Genomic DNA, 14,166 nt, shown 5'->3' on the forward strand with positions numbered 1-14,166 from the left:
GAAACCTGCCCGTAGTTTTGTTCTAGCTTACTGCGCGTGCACCTTGCTGACGGCGAAGTCTGCGCTGGGACCGTGGCAGGTCGCGCAGCTCTCGCCCAGCGCTGAGGTGTTGGCCAGGGCATGCGATGCCGCATCCTTGCTGGCGTGGCAGCTCAGGCAGGCCGCCGAGGCGGTTCCAGCCGTGGTGAGCCAGCCCCTCGGATCCGTGACAGGCAGGATGCCGGCGGCCGGCAGGTTCTGCGTGTTGGTGGAGTGGCACATGTTGCAGCTTCTGGCGGAAGCCGGCTCAGGGAAGGCCGCTCCGTTGAAGTTGATCGCGGCGCTGCCAAACCCGTAGATCGTATAGTCGCGGGGCTGTTCCTTGCCGGTGTGGATGCGGTGCACCATCGAGGCCATGCTGATGGACTCGTTCGGAGCCTGGGCAGCCGGACGGCGGGCGGCGTCGGTCATGTTCGGGTTGTGGCAGATCACGCAATTCTGGATTTCATTGCGATTCTCGCCGTGCAGGGTCAGATTGTAGTGGCAGTTGTTGCAGGTCGCCGTTTCGACGATCTTCCGGCGTTCCACCACAGCCGTGCCGTCCACCGAGAAGAACTTCACATCGTTGGGGATGTTGACTTCATAGGTGCGCTGCTTCTGCGTGCCGGTGAGAATCGTCTCGTCCGTGCGGCCTTCGACTGCGAACACCCACGTGCCCGTGGCGCCGGTGGGGATCACCTTGCTGAAGGTGTACTTGTACGTGCCCGGTCCGCCGGTCATGCTGGTGACCGTCAGGTTGTCGGTGACATACCCGTTCGTGCCGGTACCGCTGATGCCCGTGCCGTAGTCGGTGGTCGGGCCGGCCAGAGTGATGGCCAGACGTCCGCGGCCTGCGCCGGGGATCAGTTCCTTGATGTCCATGTCAGCGCCGGAAAGGTCCTTCAACGAGATGGTGAGAACCGGCTGCTGGCCCGGCTTCGCATTCTCGATGCTGACGATCTTGGCGACGGCGCCGCGCGTGAGGGAGGAGGCCTGCTCAACGACGTGCGCGCCCTTAATAGAGGCGTCGAAGTCGATTTCGCCCTGCGGAATGTGGCAGGTGGAGCACTGGTTGTCGGTCGCCTGCGGCAGACCGACGTGGCCTTCGCCGGTGGCGAAATTGGTGGTGTCGTGGCAGGAACCGCAAGCGGTACGCGAAGGCTGCGTCAGCCAGGCGTCCTTCTGGGTCGCGGTATTGCCCTTTTCGTGGCACCACTGGCAGTTGTTGGGCTTCGACGGCATGTTGACCGCGGAGAAGTCGCTCACCGCATTGCCGAAACCGACGATCTGATACTTGCCGCCCGCCTGCACGCTGGCCAGGCTGCTGCCGGCATGGATCTTGTGCACCATCGGGGTCATGTCGATCGTGTTGCCCGTCTCGGGATTGGTGTTGTCCACCGTCACGCCGTTCAGGGTATAAGCCGGCGTATGGCAGATGACGCAGACTTCCACGCCTTTGCGAGAGCCGCCGTGGAACGACAGATCGTCGTGGCACTTGTCGCACGAAGAAGTGCTGATCACGTCACGAACCTTCTTCACCGCCGTACCATCCGGAACAAAGCTGTAAGTCGTGCTTGCATAGTTCGTTCCGAGGTCGAATTCGGTCAGGTTCCGGCTGCCATAGATGGCCACGGTGTGCGTTGCCGTCTTGTCATAGCTCGCCGGCAGCTTGGTGCCGAACGTGTAGTCATACACGCCGTCAGAGACTTTGACGTACCGGCCGCCCGTGTCGGCGGCGGCTTGGCGGGCCTGCTTGCCAACCGTCGGCGCATACGTGCTCGTCTTCAAACGGCTCGAATACGACTGATAGAACTTGTTGCCGCTCGGGATGGTCGCCAGAATGAAGCTGGAGCTGACCGCCCCCGGCGTGTTGATGCCTTCGCGTTCCAGGGCGGCGCCTTTGGGATCGGTCATCTTGAACCGAACCGTCAAGGTGCCGTCAGACGCAATACTCGGGCTCACCACCGTGAACACAAGGCCTGGACGGACGAAGTTCACCAAAGCTTCATCCGCGTAGAACGCCTTGTCGCGCTCTGTGAAGGGCGGTTTCGTCGAGCTGACCAGCGCAGTGGATGCTAACAGCACCATCACCACGAGAGTCCACTTCATCCAGCCCTTGGAGCGTTGATGCAAGCGCATGTTGCTCTCCTTATCTATTATTTCCACTCACTACAGCGTGACCGCCGTTGCCGCAATACACGGCTCAGCATCTGCACAGCATGAACCAGTCCAAACTCGGGCGAATCCTGAACTTGCGAGTAATAGACCTGAAATCAGTAGTTTACGTTTTTTGCTGGAAATCTCCACAGCGGACTTTCTCGTCCAGCTTGGGTGAAAGCCACCAGCATTGGGTGAATCCCCCCAACTCATACATTCCCCAGAAGAAAACGGCTCGTCCCTTACGGTTTCCTAATCTGAATTGTCGATGTCTGCCTCACATCGGAACGCATGGTATGGATTCAAGGCCGAAATCCGGGGTTGGGCCGCCAACCCGCTCGGGCCGACTGGCGGAAACCGCCCCTTACCGTCCCAGCGGCGCTCCGGCACAGCCTGCCGAATCCGCCCTTGCGCAATAATTGACTGGTTGGGGCATTTGGGAGTGCGCAACCTCACCCACCCACCCAGACAGGGCTCGCCCAGATTCAGTTTCGCGGCGGGGTCAAACGTTCGTACAATGAGCTTCATTGACCAGGCGAAGGGATACTTCCAGGCAGACGGCCGACGCGGCAGAAATCCATGAGGAATCTGCCGGTTTGCGACTTTTAGTGGAATGCCGGAACCAACCCGTGAAGCTCTGCGGCCAACGGCGTGCTGCGCCCCTGCCGGACCACCGCTGGCGATGAAGAACCAACTGTGAGAGAAATCCTGTCCATGCCGCCGGAACTCAATGCTGGGGCCGAAGCCAGCTGGGATCTGTACGTCCTGTGCGCTGCCCTGGTGGTGGTCCTGCTCATCACCGCGTATGGGTTGTACTCCAGGTATCAGTACGGCCAGTTGCCGGAACTGCGGCTGCAGTCGGACAGCGCCGTCGCCGCGCAGGGCAGCCTGGACCACTGCGTCATTATTCCCGCGCGCAACGACGAACAGGTGATCGGCCGGGCGGTCCGCAGCTTTCCGGAGTCGCTGCGCGTCGTTGTTGACGATCACTCCACCGACGCCACGGCCGCCCACGCCGAGGAAGCGGGGGCTACGGTGCGGGTGGCGCGGCCCATGGAGCGCGGCTGGCTCAGCAAGTCCAACGCCTGCTGGACGGGCGCCCTCTATACCGATTCGGCCTGGATTCTCTTTGCCGATCCCGACACCTGGTATGAGCCGCGATTCCTGCCGTCACTGCTGGCCTACGCGGCCGGCAAGAGCCTGCACGCGGCGACAGTGCTGCCACGCCAGATCCTGGTGACCTGGTATGAAAAGATGCTGGTTCCTTACGCCATGGGACTCACGTTTACAGGCGTCAGCGCCCGCAACCTGAACAATCCAAAGCACCCCGAGGCGATGGCGAACGGCCAGTGCCTGCTCTTCCGGCGCAGCGCGTATAACTTCATTGGAGGCCACAAGGCGGTGGCTTCTCACCCGTTGGAAGACCTGGCGCTGGCACGGCTGATCAAACGGCATCGCATGAGCATGGCGGTGCTGCGCTGTGAAAGCATGGCCCAAACGCGGATGTTCCACTCCTTCGGCGGCGCTTGGCGCGGGCTGGAATGGATGGTGCTGCACTCCGCACGCGGCTATGGGAAGGCGCCGCTTCTATTTCTGGCTGCAATCCTGGTGAGCACCTTCTGGCTGCCCCTGCTGGTGACCCTGATTGACTGGAAGTACGATCTGCCGGCGGCGATCCTGTTTGTGACCCCAATCCTGGCCTGGCGCGCCTGGTATGGCTCCCTGCTGCGGGCGCTCTGGGCGCCTCTGGCACTGTGCCTTTTTCCGCTGATCGCCTTCACGGCACTGGTCCGGGGCGCGCTCGGCTCGATGACCGATTCACAAGGCAGACGGGTGTAAGCGCTTGGGCGTAAACTTGGAATCGATTCCAAGCCATGCCGACCCGAAGAAGTTTTCTCCAAAGCGCGGCCTCGCTCGCCGTACCTGCCGCCAAGGATCCCAATCTCCGCCTGTGGTACGACGCTCCGGCGACCGACTGGAACGAGGCCCTGCCGCTGGGTAACGGCCGTTTGGGCGGCATGATCTTCGGCTCCGTGCCGGAGGAGTTGATCTCGCTGAACGACGACACGCTCACCTCCAGCGAGCCCGGCGTCGACAACCTGCCCCTGGATATCAGCGGACGGTTCGAGGAAGTGGTGGCCCTGCTGAAGAAGCGGCAGTACGCCGAGGCTGCCGACATCATCACGAAAGACTGGACCGGGCGATCCTGGCCCTGCTACCAGCCGCTGGGTGACCTCTTATTGTCGTTTGACCACGGAACGTCAGCCAGTGCATATATGCGGGAACTGGATCTGGCGCAGGCGATGGCGCGGACGGTCTATACGGTGGGCGGGGTCGAGTTCTCACGCGAATGCTTCATCTCCCAACCGGGCCAGGTGCTGGTGCTGCGGCTGAAGGCGTCCGCACCCCGGGCGCTGCGCTTCCAGGCCAGGTTGAAATCGGTTCATCCGACGGCGGAGATGATCTCGGTTAACCGGAACGACAGTATCCGGATGCACGGCCAGGTACCCGGATTCGCACTGCGGCGTCCGCTGGAGTGGGTGGAGAAGCGCAACGAACAGTGGAAGTACCCGGAGATCTGGAATTCAGATGGAACCAGGAAGCCGTATGCCAAAGCGGTGTTGTACGGCAAAGAGGCGGGCGGACTGGGGACGTTCTTTGAAGCCAGGGTTCAGGTCCATTCCACCGATGGCACGGCGAGTGTCGACCAGGGCGTTCTGAGTGTACGGAACAGTACGGAGACCGTCCTGCTGCTGACCGCGGCCACCAGTTTCAACGGCTTCGACAAGAGCCCCAGCAAAGCAGGGTTGAATCCGGAGCAGATCGCGGCCCGGCAGATGGCGGCGGCTTCGACGAAAGGCTGGCTGGCCTTACGCGACGAACACGTCAACGATCACCAGCGATTGTTCAAGCGAGTGACCATCGACCTGGGCGCGGCAACGAAACAGAGCCAATTGCCGACCGATGCGCGGATTCCGGCGTTCAAGAACGGCGGTGATCCTTCGCTGGCAGCGCTCTACTTCCAGTACGGCCGCTATCTGACCATCGCCGGTTCGCGGCCGGGCACGCAGCCGTTGAATCTGCAGGGGATCTGGAATCCAATGGTCATTCCGCCGTGGGCCAGCGGCTATACCACCAATATCAACGCCGAGATGAATTACTGGCCGACCGAGGTGGCCAACCTGCCGGAGTGCACGGAGCCGCTGTTGAAGATGGTGCGCGAGCTGGCCGCAACCGGCCGGCAGGTGACGACCAAGATGTACCACCGCCGGGGCTGGGTGTTACACCACAACACGACGCTGTGGCGCGGTACGCAGCCGGTGGACAACGACGCGATTCCCTCGTTCTGGCCGGTAGGCGGAGCGTGGATGTGCCAGCACCTGTGGGATCACTATGAGTTCGGCGGCGACCGGCAGTTCCTGGCCGAAGCCTATCCGCTGATGAAGGGTGCGGCCGAGTTTCTGTGCGACTGGCTGGTCGACGACGGCCACGGGCATCTGGTGACGGCGGCCGGGAATTCGCCCGAGAATTCCTTCGTCTATCTGGACGCCAATGGCAAGAAGCAGACGGCCGGGGTGACGATGGGGCCGACCATGGACTTGGCCATCACGCGCGATCTGTTCCGCAACTGCATGGAGGCAGCCAAGATCCTGAGTGTGGACGCGGGCTTCCGGAAAGAGCTGCAGGGCAAGCTCGACCGGCTGCTGCCGTACAAGGTGGGGGCGCGAGGCCAGTTGCAGGAGTGGCCGGAAGACTTCGATGAGAAGGAGCGTGAGCACCGGCACGTGTCGCATCTCTATGGGTTGCATCCGGGCCGCGAATTCCATCCCAGGACCACGCCGGAGATGTGCGCGGCGGCGCGGCGGACTTTGGAGCTGCGGGGCGATGGCGGGACGGGCTGGTCGCGCGCCTGGAAGATCAACTTCTGGGCCCGGCTGCTGGACGGCAACCACGCCTATAAGTTGTTGAGCAACCTGTTCGAGCCGGGGCGGTCGGCGCCGGGTAAGTTCAACAAAGGCGGGGTGATGCCGAACCTGTTCTGCTCGCACCCGCCGTTCCAGATTGACGGGAACTTCGGCGGGGCGGCGGGCATTGCTGAGATGCTGCTGCAGAGCCACATGGGCGAACTGCATCTGCTGCCGGCGTTGCCGGACGCATGGCCGGACGGGCAGGTGACGGGTTTGCGGGCGCGCGGGGCGTTTGAGGTGGATCTATCCTGGAAGCAGGGCCAGTTGGCGCGGGTGGAGATCCGGTCGAAGCATGGCGGCGAGTGCCGGCTGCGGTACAAGGATCGGACGGCCACGTTGAAAGGCAAGCGAATGGAGTTCACGACATTTCCTTCGGCCTGAGTTTCCGATTACCGGAACAACCGCCGGGGGCGCACCGTATCTGTAGATGCAAGGAGATCCAAGATGTACTGCACACAATGCGGAACCCAAATGAACGACGACGCTCGTTTTTGCGGTCAATGCGGGAAGTCCGCGGGCGGTCCCGCGGCGGGTGCAGCGAGACCTTCTTACCAGCCTCCCAAGCCACTGGCGCGGGATATCGCTAACAAGAAGATCGCGGGCGTTTGCGCCGGGCTCGCCAGGCACCTGGGCTGGGATGTCACGCTGGTGCGGGTCGTCCTGCTGGCTTGCGTGGTATTGCACGGCTTCGGTGTGCTCGCCTACATCATCGGTTGGATCTGCATGCCTCGCGACGACGAGCAATCCTACCAGGCGACTGCCTGATTACGGTTTGGCGGGTGCAACGGCCTGCGTGAGGACGTCGACCAGGGCGGCGCCGAAGTCGAGGCGATCCTGGACGGTCGGCGGACGGTGCAGCCGCGGGTGGTTTTCGACCATCTGCTCCATGAGGAACGCGGGCACCTTGCGGGCCGCAAACAGTTCCTGGTGAACGGTTTTGCGGCCTTTCATGCCGGGTGTGGTGGATTCGCCGGCATCCCGCGGCCCGTTCGGAGCATAGAACATCGTCTTTTCATTCAGCAGACGCTGGAAGCGTTGCGCCAGGGCGTTTAGTTCCGGGCCGCCGGTGGAGAGCATCGTGTCGATGTAGTCGACCGACTCCGTGTTGTGCATCGCCAGGAAGAGATCGATGCGGTGCCCGGAATCCACCCAGGCAAGAATCGCTTTGCGCATGGCGGCGATCTCGGGCATCGTCACCGGGTCGATCGCATCCCAGTTTCTATTGATGTCGTAGCCGTTGGCGTTGAAGCGAACCGCGCCTTCGGCCATGCCTTCGGGATCGGGGCAGGGCAGCACCTTGAAAACAAACCGCTTGCGGATTCCGGCGGATTCAGTCGCCAGCAGTTTCCGCAGCCCGCCTTCCAGGGCCCACGAGGTCCCGGTCTCCCAGGCGTGCTGGCGCACCATCCACCAGATGACCTGCTTGCCGGCTTCCGGGGTGTCGAAGTCGGTCACGGTCCATAGCGGGATCGGGCGGCCGTGCACACTCTTGCCAATAACTTCCTGTTTAATAAATGGTTTGGATCCAAATTCCTTCAGCAATGCTTGAAGGTTTGAATTCGTGTACGGCGGCGTGTGCGCAATGCGGATGGCCGGTTGGGCGGGTGTGAACCGGACGGTGAGCTCCTTGACCTCTTCATTCCAGGACACTTGGTCGTCGGTGAAATGCGTCCAGCTGCGGCCTCCGTCATAGCTATAGACGGGTCGGGTGCCTTTGGTGACAGCGTGGCTGCCGGGCTTGAAGTTGTACTCGCCGACGAGATCGGTCAGGTCGAAGCGGAAGGGCCTTTTGGGCAGATTCCTGAGCTCGAAGTAATACCAGTTGGCCTGGCGGTTGCGGCCGTTCTGATCGGCTTGGCCTTTGACGGCCAGGCGCAGATGCTCGGGCGCCACGGTCTCGACTTTGCCGAGATTGCCTCCTTCAAAGGAGGTGGACACCGTGACGGCGGCCAACAACAGGGCCAACATAGGGGAAACTTAGTTCGTTTCCCACGGGCGAGTGGGCACGCCGTGGTCGCGATCCTTGACACGATCGTAGAGGTGCTTTTCGTTGGTGGTGCCGAGGCCGTGGTTGTAGAGGCTGGTCAGGCCGGCATCTTCGCGGAAGTCTTCCTCAAAAGCGTGCAGGGCAACGAGGTGCTCAGCGAGGGCGGGCATCTTCTTACCGCTGGGCGTCATGAAGATCTTCTGGAAGCCGAGGTCGGTCAACAAGGCGAGTTCCGGACCGACGACAAGCCCCACTTCGCACAGTGCCAGGTTCTGGTCGTCCTGATCCACGTCGGCGCGTGCCTGGACGAGGGCGCCCAGTTTCCCCTTGACGACGCGCGTCTGGCTGCCGGATGCTTCCACCGTGTAGCCGGCGCTCCGCAATCTGTCCAGTTGGGTGGAAAAAGTGGATTCTTTTGCTTTTTCGCGCTTGAAGAACATGAGCCTCTCTCGATCGGACTCCCTCTATTATGCCCGATCCCACTCATTCAATGAATCTTTTCTGTTCTGGGGAGCTCTAAGAGTCTGTCCCATCTGGCGGTAGTCCCACCAAATGGAGCTACTGGGGTCAACGTTCGGTCTTTCTGGGATGTCTCCAACCATGAAAAAAACTCTCCTCCTTGGTTTCGCACTCGCTCTTTCGATGGCCGCGCAGTCCATCGAGACGATTCCATATCGTGTCAACCTCTCCTCTTTGAATGAAGTGCCCGCAATCGCAGGAGATCCCTCCACCGCCGTCGCGACGCTGCTGGTCCATGTCACTCGTGACGCCTCGGGCCAGATCGTCAGCGGAGCCGTGGACTTCAAGTCCGTCTACAAGTTGGCCGTGACCTCGAATATCACAGCCATGCACATCCACCGCGGAGCCGCCACCGCGAATGGACCAGTGGTGATTGATTCGACGCTCTCCACGCCGGTGGCCGATGCCACCAGCGGCACCCTCGCCCTGCAGGGTCCGGTGCTGCCCACCAATGCGAACGCGCTCACCGCCCTGCGCGACCTGGTGGCCGATCCTTCGGGCTTCTACCTGAATATCCACACCGCCCGCAATCCCAGCGGTGAAATGCGCGGCCAGTTGCTGAAAGCCGACCGCCTGGTGCTGATGGGCCTGATGAGCCCGGATAACGAAGTGCCGGCCATCACCGGGAGCACCGGCAAGGCCGTCTGCGCGATCAACGTGATTGCCGCCCGCACGGCGGAGGGGATCCCGATCTCGGCCGAAGTCACCTTCGACGCCAACTACTCGGGTTTCCCGGATGGCACCAACTTCACGGGTTTCCACATCCACAACGGCCCGGCCGGCGCGAATGCCGGGGTCGTGATCAATACAGGGCTCAGCGGGCAACTGGCCGCCAATCCGGCCGGCGGGAATCTGAGATATGAAGTTCAGATTGACCCGGCCAACCCGAATCAGGCTGCGGCGGTGTACGGTTTGTTCGTAGCGCCCTCGCAGTACTACGTGAACCTCCACACTACGGTATCGCCGGGCGGTGCTGCTCGCGCCCAATTGCGGAACACCGACAGGATGAACTTTCAGACGCAACTGCTGACAACGAATGAAGTTCCGGCCACGAACATCGATGCCACGGCGAATGCCGCGTTCACGATGCACACGATCAGGAACAACGAAGGTTGGATTGTTGCGGGCTATACGATCTTCGACGCCAACTACCGCTTCCCGGCCAGCGTGCAGATCACGGGCATGCACATCCACGACGGGGCGTCGGGCGCCAATGGTCCGGTGGTGATCAATTCCGGACTCGGGGCGGCCAACCAGCCGGTGAATCCCGGCGGTTTCGGCAACGTCTTCCGGGCGTTGGTGCAGTCGAGCGACCTGGCCATCCGGTCGATGAACCAGGTGTCGATCGACCCAAACAGCACCTACTACAACATTCACACCTCGGACTTCCCGGGCGGTGTATTCCGCAATCAGACGGGCACGGTGCTGAATACTCCGGTGATCTCGGCGATCATCGCAGGCGTCAGCGATCCGACGATGAACAAGGTTTCCCCGCTGGGCTGGATGACGATCTTCGGCAGCAACCTGCTGAGCGCTCCGGGCAGCGAGGCGGCCTATGAGTCGAAGGCTCCGCTGCAGTTGAACGGTACGGCCGTGCTGATCGGCGGCAAGCAGGCGGCCATCATCGCATTGGCCAGGGACAATGGGCTGATTCCGACCGACTACATTGTGGCGCAGGTTCCGGCCGACGTCACCCTGGGTACGCAGCCGGTAACGGTGGTGACCTCCGGCGGGTCGAGCGCCGGTACCGATGTCACGGTGGCTTCCGTGGCTCCGGCGCTGTTCTTCGACAAGATCGGCGGCATTGCCTTCCACAACACCGATTTGACGCTGGTGCGGCCGGAGAGTCCGGCGGTGCCTGGCGAGCAGATCGGCATCGTCGGCACCAACTTCGGTTTGACTGTTCCGCCGATGCAGACGGGGCAGTATGCGACGGCCGGGTCGTTTGCCTTCGTGCTGCCGAGCCCGGTGGTGAAGTTCGGTACGACGAACGCCACGGTGGTAGGTGCGGCGATGCTACCCGGACAAGCCGGGGTGTATGCCGTAGTGGTAGTGGTGCCCAACGTGAGCGGCAATAACACCGTCACTGTGAGCCAGACCGTTGGCGGCGCGACGGTGAGTTCGAACTCCGTGACCATTCCTGTGAAGTAACCGGCCATCTAAATAAAGATGGGCGCCCGCCGGAGGATTCAGCCTCCTCCGGCGGGCTTCTTATTTGGGCGGGCGGCCGACTAGTAGGGTCATATTATTGACCATTGTTTCAACGTTGTGTCTCAATACTGGAGATGAACTTCAGGGGTGTGTCTGTCTGTGGGGGCTGCGTTGCGCTCGCGGTATTGGCGTTCGTTCTCCCGGCTGAGCCGCCTGGAGGCGCCTCAGAGCAACTGTTGCGGCTGCGGACGCTGGGCAAGGCGTATTACGAGAATCCAACCACCCAAGCCCAGGCGGTGGAACAGTTTAAGCAGGCCTACAAGCTCAATCCCGGCTCCGCCATGGACCGCCTGAACTACGCCCTGGCGCTGCTGCGCGCCGGCAACGGCAAGGAGGGCATGACGGAACTGGAGGCGGTGCAGAAGCAGGATCCCAAGATCCCCCATACCTGGTTCAACCTGGGCATTGAGTTCAAGAAGATGGGGGAATCAGAGAAAGCGATCGCGCAACTGGAGCAGATGGCCAGGCTGGTGCCGGGCGAGGCGATCACCGAATACAACCTCGGGGTGCTGTATAAGGCAATTGGCCGGGCGGAGGACGCCAACAGGAAGTTCGAGCTGAGTGCGCGGCTGGATCCCAACTTCGCGGCTCCGCACTTCCAGTTGTTCAACTTCTACCGGCAGCAGAGCGAACCGGACAAGGCCAAGGTCGAACTGGGGCGGTTCCAGGCTCTCAAGAAGACGCATGACGATGCGGGCACGGGTAATGAGGACGTCGAGTGGAGCCTGTACTCCGAGATCCTGGATCCGGTGGACGGCGCATTGGCGGCCGATGCCGCGCAACCGGGGCCGTTGAAGTTCGCGGCCACGGCGCTGCCGGGCAAGTTCACAGCGGCTGGGGCTTCGCTGCAGGTGATCGACCTGGACGGCTCGGGCTCGACCGATTTGCTGGTTGTTTCCAGTGGCGGCCTGGGTTTGTTTCGTAAAGGACTGACGCCGGTTCCGCAGCCGGCTTTCAGCGCTTTGAAGGATGTCCTGGCGGCCGTGCCGGGCGACTACAACAACGACGGATTCGTAGACTTGTGCGTCCTGACGAAGACCGGCGCCGTGCTGCTGGAGGGGTCAAAGGCCGGGTTTAAGAAGGGTGTGGAGCTGCCGGCCGGGCGGTTTGAGTCGGCCTTGTGGATCGACTACGACCACGATTACGATCTCGATCTGATGCTGCTGGGGGCGCAGACGAAACTCCTGCGTAATCAGATGCCTGGCGGATTTGAAGAGCATACGGCCGATTTGCCGTTCGTGGCCGGGACTGCTGTCGCCGGGGTAGAGATCCGGGTGATCCCGGATACGAAGTCGCACGACATGATCATCGCGTATGCCGGGCGAAATGCTGTGCTCTATAAGGACCGGCTGGCCGGCCAATACGAAGCCAGGGAATTGACGGCCGTACCACAAGGCGCCACTGGGTTGACGGTGGCTGACCTGAACAACGACTCGCAGTTGGACCTGGTGTGGACGGGCGGCGCGGCGTTGAACCAGAACGGAGCGTTCCAGACGCTGGCGTGGCCGGCGAAGGGCAGCTTTGCCCTGGGTGATTTCGAGAATCGCGGGCTGCTGGATGCGCTGACCGGCGGACAGGTCTACCGCAATCGAGGCAAAACGACACTTGTCGCCCAGGCGGGAACGGTGGGTTTGCCGGCGGAAGTTGCGGCGCTGGCGGCGGCCGATTTTGACGGTGATGGCCGGGTGGATGCGGCAGCGGTGCTGCCGGACGGCACGGTGCAGCGGCTGATGAACCAGTCGCTGATCAAGACCAGTTGGACGCGTGTCGCCTTGAATGGCGTGAAGAACCTGAAGCTGGCGGCGGGGACTGAGGTCGAGGTAAAGGCCGGTTCGCTGTACCAGAAGCAGATGTACCGCGGGTATCCGCTGACGGTGGGAATCCGTGGCAACAAGGAGATCGACACGATCCGCATCACGTGGCCCAACGGGTTGATTCAGAACGAGATGAAGCAGAAGGTCGCGACTGCGTTGAAGTTTGAAGAGGCGCAGCGGCTGTCGGGGTCCTGCCCGACGATCTGGACCTGGAACGGGCGTGAATTCGAGTTCATCACGGATACCCTGGGCGTGGCTCCGTTGGGGGCTTCGTCAGGGGACGGGCAGTATTTCCCGGTTGATCATGACGAGTTCATCTCGATTCGAGGGGATCAACTGAAGGCGGTAGACAGGCAGTACGAGGTGAGGATCACGGAAGAGCTGAGCGAGGTCACCTATCTTGACCAGGTGAAGCTGATCGCGGTCGATCATCCTGCCGGGCAGGAAGTGTACACGAACGACAAGTGGAAGTCGCCGCCCTTCCCGGAGTTCCGGCTGTTTGGCGTGACGCAGCGGGTGTATCCCAGGAAAGCGACGGAGGACGGCGGGCGGGATGTGACGGCGGCGGTGTTGAAGAAGGATGCGCGCTATCCGGACGGCTTCCGGCGGGATCTGCAGAACGTGGCGTCGATGCACGTGCTGGACCTGGATTTCGGCCAGGCGGCGAAGGACAACCGGGCGGTCTTGATCATGCACGGCTGGGTGGATTGGGCGGACGGGTCGACGTTCCTGGGCGAGTCGCAGCGGACGAAGACCGGGCTGGCAACGCCCAAGCTTCAGGTGAAAGACAAGACAGGCCAGTGGGTTACGGTGATCGAGGACATGGGCATGCCGGCCGGCAAGCCGAAGACGATCGCGGTGGACCTGACGGGCAAGTTCCTGAGCAATTCGCGGACAGTGCGGATTGTGACCAATCTCTGCCTGTATTGGGACGAGATCTTCCTGAGCGAGACGAATGCGGCTCCGCAGGTGAGGGTGACTGAGATCGCGGCCGGCCAGACGGACCTGCGGTTCCGCGGGTTCTCGAAGAACATCGTGCATCCGGAGCGCAAGCAGCCGGAGCAGTTCTTCTATGACAACCCGGCGGTGACCTCGATGTGGAATCCGACTCCGGGGCAGTATACACGCTATGGCGCGGTGACCCCGCTGCTGGGCGAGGTGGACGACAAACTGGTGGTGATGGGGTCCGGTGACGAGGTTCAGTTGAAGTTCGATGGCGGCGCTTTACCCACGCTGCCGGCAGGCTGGCAGCGCGACTGGCTGTTGAAGGTGGATGGCTGGGCAAAGGACCGCGACGCCAACACGGCCTATTCGCAGACGGTGGAACCACTGCCGTTTCATGGCATGAGCGCCTATCCCTATCCGGCGGGTCAGCATTACCCAGATTCGCCCGAGTATCGCGAGTACCAGAAGCAGTACAACACGAGACCCGCACTGCGCCTGATGCGCGCACTGCACGAATCCGGCACACGTTCCAAACAGGTGAACTGAC

The 14,166-nt window shown here is 62.1% G+C and carries 8 protein-coding genes; 5 read left to right on the forward strand and 3 right to left on the reverse strand.

The window, feature by feature from the left end:
• Window positions 1-27: 27 nt before the first annotated feature.
• Window positions 28-2,157 (reverse strand): OmcA/MtrC family decaheme c-type cytochrome, encoded by a 2,130-nt coding sequence (locus tag ACR9Y2_RS26240; RefSeq protein ID WP_435044690.1) that lies wholly within the window; start codon window positions 2,155-2,157, stop codon window positions 28-30.
• A 714-nt stretch (window positions 2,158-2,871) separates the two neighbouring features.
• On the opposite strand from ACR9Y2_RS26240, the gene ACR9Y2_RS26245 reads away from it, so the two are divergent.
• The 3 genes from ACR9Y2_RS26245 to ACR9Y2_RS26255 all read left to right on the forward strand — a co-directional run bounded on the left by ACR9Y2_RS26245 (window position 2,872) and on the right by ACR9Y2_RS26255 (window position 6,908).
• Window positions 2,872-4,014, forward strand: coding sequence for a glycosyltransferase (locus ACR9Y2_RS26245; protein WP_435044691.1), 1,143 nt, complete (start codon window positions 2,872-2,874; stop codon window positions 4,012-4,014).
• Window positions 4,015-4,049: 35 nt separating this feature from the next.
• On the forward strand, window positions 4,050-6,524 hold the full coding sequence (locus ACR9Y2_RS26250; RefSeq protein WP_435044692.1) for a glycoside hydrolase family 95 protein: 2,475 nt from the start codon (window positions 4,050-4,052) through the stop codon (window positions 6,522-6,524).
• Window positions 6,525-6,587: 63 nt separating this feature from the next.
• Window positions 6,588-6,908 carry a PspC domain-containing protein gene (locus ACR9Y2_RS26255; RefSeq protein ID WP_435044693.1) on the forward strand — a complete coding sequence of 107 codons (321 nt, stop codon included), beginning with the start codon at window positions 6,588-6,590 and terminating at the stop codon, window positions 6,906-6,908.
• Here the strand turns inward: ACR9Y2_RS26255 and ACR9Y2_RS26260 are convergent, their stop codons facing one another.
• Entirely contained in the window at window positions 6,909-8,111 is a 1,203-nt protein-coding gene (locus ACR9Y2_RS26260) for a M14-type cytosolic carboxypeptidase (RefSeq protein WP_435044694.1), read from the reverse strand.
• Between the two features lie 9 nt (window positions 8,112-8,120).
• Complete coding sequence (locus ACR9Y2_RS26265; RefSeq protein WP_435044695.1) at window positions 8,121-8,570, reverse strand: hypothetical protein; 450 nt, start codon at window positions 8,568-8,570, stop codon at window positions 8,121-8,123.
• Between the two features lie 160 nt (window positions 8,571-8,730).
• On the opposite strand from ACR9Y2_RS26265, the gene ACR9Y2_RS26270 reads away from it, so the two are divergent.
• Window positions 8,731-10,800 carry a CHRD domain-containing protein gene (locus ACR9Y2_RS26270; protein ID WP_435044696.1) on the forward strand — a complete coding sequence of 690 codons (2,070 nt, stop codon included), beginning with the start codon at window positions 8,731-8,733 and terminating at the stop codon, window positions 10,798-10,800.
• 185 nt (window positions 10,801-10,985) lie between these two features.
• Window positions 10,986-14,165 carry an FG-GAP-like repeat-containing protein gene (locus tag ACR9Y2_RS26275; RefSeq protein WP_435044697.1) on the forward strand — a complete coding sequence of 1,060 codons (3,180 nt, stop codon included), beginning with the start codon at window positions 10,986-10,988 and terminating at the stop codon, window positions 14,163-14,165.
• Window position 14,166 lies beyond the last annotated feature (1 nt).

Origin of the sequence: Paludibaculum fermentans (assembly GCF_051172195.1) — a bacterium.
Classification (GTDB): domain Bacteria; phylum Acidobacteriota; class Terriglobia; order Bryobacterales; family Bryobacteraceae; genus Paludibaculum; species Paludibaculum fermentans_A.

Bases quoted from the DNA above. Each gene is read 5' to 3' on its own strand.
- ACR9Y2_RS26240 (WP_435044690.1), bottom strand. From the start codon at position 2,157: ATGCGCTTGCATCAACGCTCCAAGGGCTGGATGAAGTGGACTCTCGTG.
- ACR9Y2_RS26250 (WP_435044692.1), top strand. From the start codon at position 4,050: ATGCCGACCCGAAGAAGTTTTCTCCAAAGCGCGGCCTCGCTCGCCGTA.
- ACR9Y2_RS26255 (WP_435044693.1), top strand. From the start codon at position 6,588: ATGTACTGCACACAATGCGGAACCCAAATGAACGACGACGCTCGTTTT.
- ACR9Y2_RS26260 (WP_435044694.1), bottom strand. From the start codon at position 8,111: ATGTTGGCCCTGTTGTTGGCCGCCGTCACGGTGTCCACCTCCTTTGAA.
- ACR9Y2_RS26265 (WP_435044695.1), bottom strand. From the start codon at position 8,570: ATGTTCTTCAAGCGCGAAAAAGCAAAAGAATCCACTTTTTCCACCCAA.
- ACR9Y2_RS26270 (WP_435044696.1), top strand. From the start codon at position 8,731: ATGAAAAAAACTCTCCTCCTTGGTTTCGCACTCGCTCTTTCGATGGCC.